The sequence below is a fragment of the Tolypothrix sp. FACHB-123 genome (genome assembly GCF_014697075.1).
GTDB lineage: Bacteria > Cyanobacteriota > Cyanobacteriia > Cyanobacteriales > Nostocaceae > Aulosira.
On record NZ_JACJRE010000130.1, the window covers coordinates 1 to 5396 of the forward strand.

The window sequence follows — 5396 nt, forward strand, 5'->3', positions numbered from 1 at the left end:
ATTTAGCTACAAAACATCCCTTATTTACACTGTTTAACTTCAAAGCAGACGACAAGTGTATAGATTCTTCATGCATAGATGAGGGGGAGAAAAGGGGTTGCCGAGAGCAACCCCTTTTCTCCCCCTTAAAATGATTATCATTCTTGAGAAAACCTGTCTCTTGTTTTTCTTGGAATAATTTATTCTTTGGAAGTCCCTAAAGTCCGTAACCGGAAAATACGATATCCAATTGTTAAAAAGACTGCTTCTAAACCACGCAAAGAGGAACAAAAATCTGCTTAATCTCAAATATCTTCATTCTTGAAGGTTGTGTTTTATTAACTCAGCACTGCTGGGTCATTTGTTGCTGTCTAGTCTAAACTCAAATTATTGATAGTAACAAAGTGAAAGTTTTGGCAGAGTCGGAACCATTTCCTCAATATCCTTGGACAATGCGCTCTGATTTGAACCCTGAACTAAAAGCAAAAATTCGTTCGGCGTTTATTGAATTGAAGGATCAAACAGTCCTCAAGCCTTTTAAAGCTGATGGATTTGATGCCATTGAAGATAAAAATTATGACGTAGTGCGTGATTTAGGTAAAACCTTGAATCTCGATTTCGAGAAGTTGAATAAATAAGGATGGAGCATTGGGCATTGGCTTCTCTGCGAGACGCTGCGCGTAGCTTGCTTCTTTGCAGGAGTACGGCTTCGCTCAGCCACCAGGGCATTGGGCAATAGTCAAATAAAATTCTTAATGAGCGAATTTTGAATTGTTTGTCTTCCTTGTCCCCCTTCCTCATCTTTCCACTAAAAATGGCATGGCAACAAATATTTATCACAAATTTGAAACCGTACTAAAACAACAACGACAGCAGAGATATCATCGCTTAATGCAAGTAGCTGTTGTTGTAGTAATTGTGCTAATATCCTTGTTTTTGGTTGGTCTTTTGGATTGGGAAAGGTTGGCTAAAGGTGTCCCCAGTGGGATGAATTTAATTCGCCAGATGCTACCACCTGATTTTAGTGCCGCCAGTAATTGGATTAAGCCACTATTTGACACTCTGGCTATGAGTATTGCCGCCACAGCGATCGCTGTTTCCTTTTCCCTACCATTATCACTATTGGCGGCTAGTAATACTACACCCCATTGGTTGGCGTTTCAGGTGGCGCGTCTAATTCTCAATGGTTTACGGGCTGTACCAGAATTAATTATGGGGATTATTCTGGTGGCGGCAGTGGGGTTTGGTGCGTTACCTGGAGCGTTAGCCGTGGGGTTACATTCGGTGGGTATGGTGGGTAAATTCTTTGCTGAGTACATTGAACACGTCCACCCTGCACCGATAGAAGCGGCACAGGCGGCGGGTGCAAACAAAATTCAGGTGATTTATCACAGTGTTTTGCCGCAAGTTTTGCCGCAAATGCTCGATGTAACCTTATATCGCTGGGAATATAACTTTCGCGCTTCTACTATCATGGGGGCAGTGGGAGCAGGTGGTATAGGTTTTGAATTGATTGGTGCGTTACGCATCATTAACTATAAAGAAGTGTCAGCAATCCTGCTGGTAATTCTGGTAATGGTGACGCTGGTAGATAGTTTCAGTGGCTATTTACGCAGACGGTTAGCTTGAGGATATACCCATGAAGCCAAAGGTTGTAATTACTAATTGGGTACATCCCGAAGTGATTGAACTGCTCAAACCTAGTTGTGAGGTGATTGCTAATCTCAGTAAAGAAGCTTTATCTCGTGAGGAAATTCTGCAACGGGCAAAAGATGCAGAGGCTCTCATGGTATTTATGCCAGACACCATTGATGAGGCTTTTGTGCAAGAATGTCCCAAATTGAAAATAATTGCGGCTGCCCTTAAAGGCTACGATAATTTTGATGTTGCAGCCTGTACCCATCGCGGTATCTGGTTTACCATTGTGCCTTCTTTATTGTCTGCACCTACCGCCGAAATTACCATTGGGTTATTAATTGGGCTAGGAAGACAGATGTTAGAAGGCGATCGCTTCATTCGCACAGGTAAATTTGCTGGGTGGCGACCGCAATTTTACAGTTTAGGGCTAGCAAATCGCACCTTGGGAATTGTTGGTATGGGTGCATTAGGCAAAGCGATCGCGCAACGTCTAACAGGTTTTGAGATGCGGTTACTCTATAGTGATCCCGTAGCGTTAACTCCAGAACAAGAAGCAGCTTGGAATATATCACGAGTGCCTTTTGAGACTTTAATGGAAGTAAGTGATTTTGTTGTATTGGTAGTACCTCTGCAACCAGCAACCTTGCATTTAATCAACGCCAACACCCTAGCCAAAATGAAACCAGGCAGCTTTTTAATTAACCCCTGTCGTGGTTCAGTCGTAGATGAGCAAGCAGTGTCTCAGGCTTTAGAATCAGGACATTTAGCAGGTTATGCTGCTGATGTATTTGAAATGGAAGACTGGTATCGTAGCGATCGCCCTTACAATATACCCCAGCCATTATTAGAAAATACCAAGCAAACCTTCTTCACTCCCCATATTGGATCTGCCGTTGACGAACTACGGCGGAATATTGCCCTAGAAGCTGCCCAAAATATTCTGCAAGCCCTGCAAGGACAAAAGCCACAGGGAGCAGTTAATTATCTTAGGGATTAGGTACTGGGGCATGGAGCATTGGGCATTGGGCATTGGATTTTTCTCCCCTACTCCCCTACTCCTCTGCTCCCCTACCCTTTCAAGGGTAGGGTTTTCAGAATCTCAAAAATAGTTGAGAAAATTCTCAATTGTTTAACGTGGTTTGGTCGTTTCAGGATTTAAGCATCGGCTGAAATAGCCAAAAAATAGCCAAATACAAAATACCTACCCTTGAGAGACCCCCCTACCCCCCAGGGCCGATTCATTCCCTTTCAAACAGGATTTGTCAAGATGGTTAGCGATAAAAATCATAAGTATGAGTAACGATGAAACAGACTTTTAAACACATAAATAACAGTGCAATTGTCTATTTTCTCGATACCCAGGTAGTAAAATCATCAATTTTATTTTGCTAGAACCATTGATTTTTCAGGCTTCTTAGGGAATGAATCAGCCCTGCCCTACCCCCCTGCTTTTTCTGCCTCCTGCTTCCACCTATGAATTTCGAGTACGTAGAAAGTTTTTTAGCCGTTGTCCACACAGGGAGTTTTCGCCAAGCTGCCAAACAACTGGGAATTTCTCAACCTGCTGTCTCACAACACATTAAAAAGTTAGAAGCATCTTTGAATACGCAGCTAATTATCCGCGATCGCAAGGGTAATCAATTGACTTCTGCGGCACAGAAATTACTTCCTTATGCCGAAAGTCTAGTTTTAGTGACACAAAGAGCAGTTTCAGCCCTAAAATCCACAAAATTGATAATTGGGGCAAGTTCTAATATTGGTATATATCTTTTACCACCGTATTTGAAATATCATTTGGAAAAGTATGCTAACTCCTATGAGGTTGATTTAGTAATTGATACTAATCCGATAATTGCTGACAAGCTAGAAACTGGATTAGTAGACATAGCCCTGATGGAATGGTGGGATAATCGTCCTGGGTTTATAGCTCAACTATGGCAAAATGAAGAGCTTGTTGTCATAGTCCCACCAAATCATCCTTGGCGGAATTTGACGAAAGTACCCAAAGCCTATTTAGAAAATATCGAAATGTTAGGTGGAGAAAAAGGAACAGGGACTCGACGCTTGCTGCAACAATTTTTTGGTGAGCAAGTTCACAAGATGCGAATTTCTATGGAATTAGGTAGCACAGAAGCTGTCAAACGAGCTGTGCAAGCCGGGTTAGGAGTTTCAATTGTGCTGTCAAAATCAGTTACTCAAGAAGTACAAGCCGGGTTACTACGAGCCATTCCTATAGATGTAGATAGCAAAACCTTATGCAAAAAATTATTTGTCATATGGCGCAGCAGCTTATCTTTAGATAGTCTAGTCCACCAATTTATTCAAATGTTGTTACATGAATAAACTTAAAATAGAGTAAGAATTCAGCATACAGGAGTCAGAAGTCAGAATTTAGAAGGAATTTAAAATGATTGATATGTTGATTTATCAAAGTTTATCCTGATTCTGTAACTATAACTATTCTGGTTACTGAATTCTGACTCCTGAATTATTACAAAATAGAGATTACATTGTTCTGCCTTGAACTAGGAATTAAATATACATATATCTAAGGAATAATATCTTATACCAATTCACCAAAATTCTGAAACGGAACCAAATATTGAAACCTTGTAAAATCCAGATTTATCAATTTTGAATTTTGTAGGTACAATCCTGAACGTTTGCATTAGTGTTGCATAGCCAAGGGGATGAGCGAATTTTGAATTGGTATCAAGCATCGACCATCAACGAATTTTGAATTGGTATCAAGCATCGACCATCAACTTCCAATTTTTGTTAATGTAGTGTCGCTTGATAAGACAGATATAACTCTATTGATATTCACCATTCAGTGAGAAATATAATTATGGGTGAGACATTAATTCGTAAACAGTATAACGAGATGGCAGATTCATATGATAAGCGTTGGAATACTTACATTACGAAGACACTATCTATTCTAAAAAATTGGGCAGAGATTGCACCAGAAACAACAGTCCTTGATGTTGGTTGTGGAACAGGAGAATTAGAACTGTTATTATTAAGACAAAATCCACAACAAGTGATTATAGGAGTAGACATTTCCGAAAAGATGCTGCATGTAGCTCAACAGAAATGTCATGCTTATTTTCATGTTTCATTTTATAATGTAAGTGTGTCAGAGTTACCTTTTGAGAATAATAGTTTTGATATAATTGTATCAGCCAGTGTGTTTCATTATTTTGATGATTCTAATGCTGCATTAAAGGAGATAAAACGTGTTCTGAAGCCCGAAGGTAAAGTATTTATTTTAGATTGGTGTAAAGATTATTTATCATGTCAGATATGTGATTTTATATTGAAGCTTGTTGACCCTGCTTATAAGCAGTGTTACACCCAAAAAGAGTTTCATCGTTTACTGGCATCTGCCCAGTTTGATATTGAGCGTGCAGCTAAATTTCGCTTTAATTTTGTCTGGGGAATGATGATTGTCCAAGCAATATCACAAACTTAATATCGCTCTTCCATCACTCTCATGAAAGAATAATAGAAGAAAGTGTCGGAAACTCTTTGCTGAACATTGTCATGTCACTTCTCCTACGGAGACACTGCGCGAACGCCCCGAATTCAAAATTCAAATTCGCGCATTTAAAGACACCCATAATGAAGTTGGGGGCTTGTATCCTTTTTATTGTCGGTTACAACTATTTCATTTATTTTGGCTATCATTTGTTATCACCCAAATATTCTGATTTTGATAAAAATCTCCACGTTGTTCCAAAGTAAACCCACCCAGCAACAATCCTAGCCATATCTCA

At 39.8% G+C, this 5396-nt stretch carries 5 protein-coding genes; all 5 read left to right on the forward strand.

Annotated features, from left to right (window positions below):
- Positions 1 to 383 precede the first annotated feature (383 nt).
- The 5 genes from H6G41_RS34040 (at position 384) to H6G41_RS34060 (ending at position 5092) form a co-directional block, all read left to right on the forward strand.
- Positions 384 to 617, forward strand: coding sequence for a PhnD/SsuA/transferrin family substrate-binding protein (locus H6G41_RS34040; RefSeq protein ID WP_308796916.1), 234 nt, complete (start codon positions 384 to 386; stop codon positions 615 to 617).
- 181 nt (positions 618 to 798) lie between these two features.
- On the forward strand, positions 799 to 1608 hold the full coding sequence (phnE, locus tag H6G41_RS34045) for a phosphonate ABC transporter, permease protein PhnE (RefSeq protein WP_190752760.1): 810 nt from the start codon (positions 799 to 801) through the stop codon (positions 1606 to 1608).
- 10 nt (positions 1609 to 1618) lie between these two features.
- On the forward strand, positions 1619 to 2614 hold the full coding sequence (locus H6G41_RS34050; RefSeq protein WP_190752762.1) for a phosphonate dehydrogenase: 996 nt from the start codon (positions 1619 to 1621) through the stop codon (positions 2612 to 2614).
- Between the two features lie 476 nt (positions 2615 to 3090).
- Positions 3091 to 3960 (forward strand): LysR family transcriptional regulator, encoded by an 870-nt coding sequence (locus H6G41_RS34055; protein ID WP_190752764.1) that lies wholly within the window; start codon positions 3091 to 3093, stop codon positions 3958 to 3960.
- A gap of 505 nt (positions 3961 to 4465) precedes the next feature.
- Complete coding sequence (locus tag H6G41_RS34060) at positions 4466 to 5092, forward strand: class I SAM-dependent methyltransferase (RefSeq protein ID WP_190752766.1); 627 nt, start codon at positions 4466 to 4468, stop codon at positions 5090 to 5092.
- Positions 5093 to 5396: the final 304 nt, after the last annotated feature.

Coding starts and splice junctions, on each gene's coding strand:
- H6G41_RS34050 (WP_190752762.1), top strand. CDS start 1,619: ATGAAGCCAAAGGTTGTAATTACTAATTGGGTACATCCCGAAGTGATT.
- phnE (WP_190752760.1), top strand. CDS start 799: ATGGCAACAAATATTTATCACAAATTTGAAACCGTACTAAAACAACAA.
- H6G41_RS34055 (WP_190752764.1), top strand. CDS start 3,091: ATGAATTTCGAGTACGTAGAAAGTTTTTTAGCCGTTGTCCACACAGGG.
- H6G41_RS34060 (WP_190752766.1), top strand. CDS start 4,466: ATGGGTGAGACATTAATTCGTAAACAGTATAACGAGATGGCAGATTCA.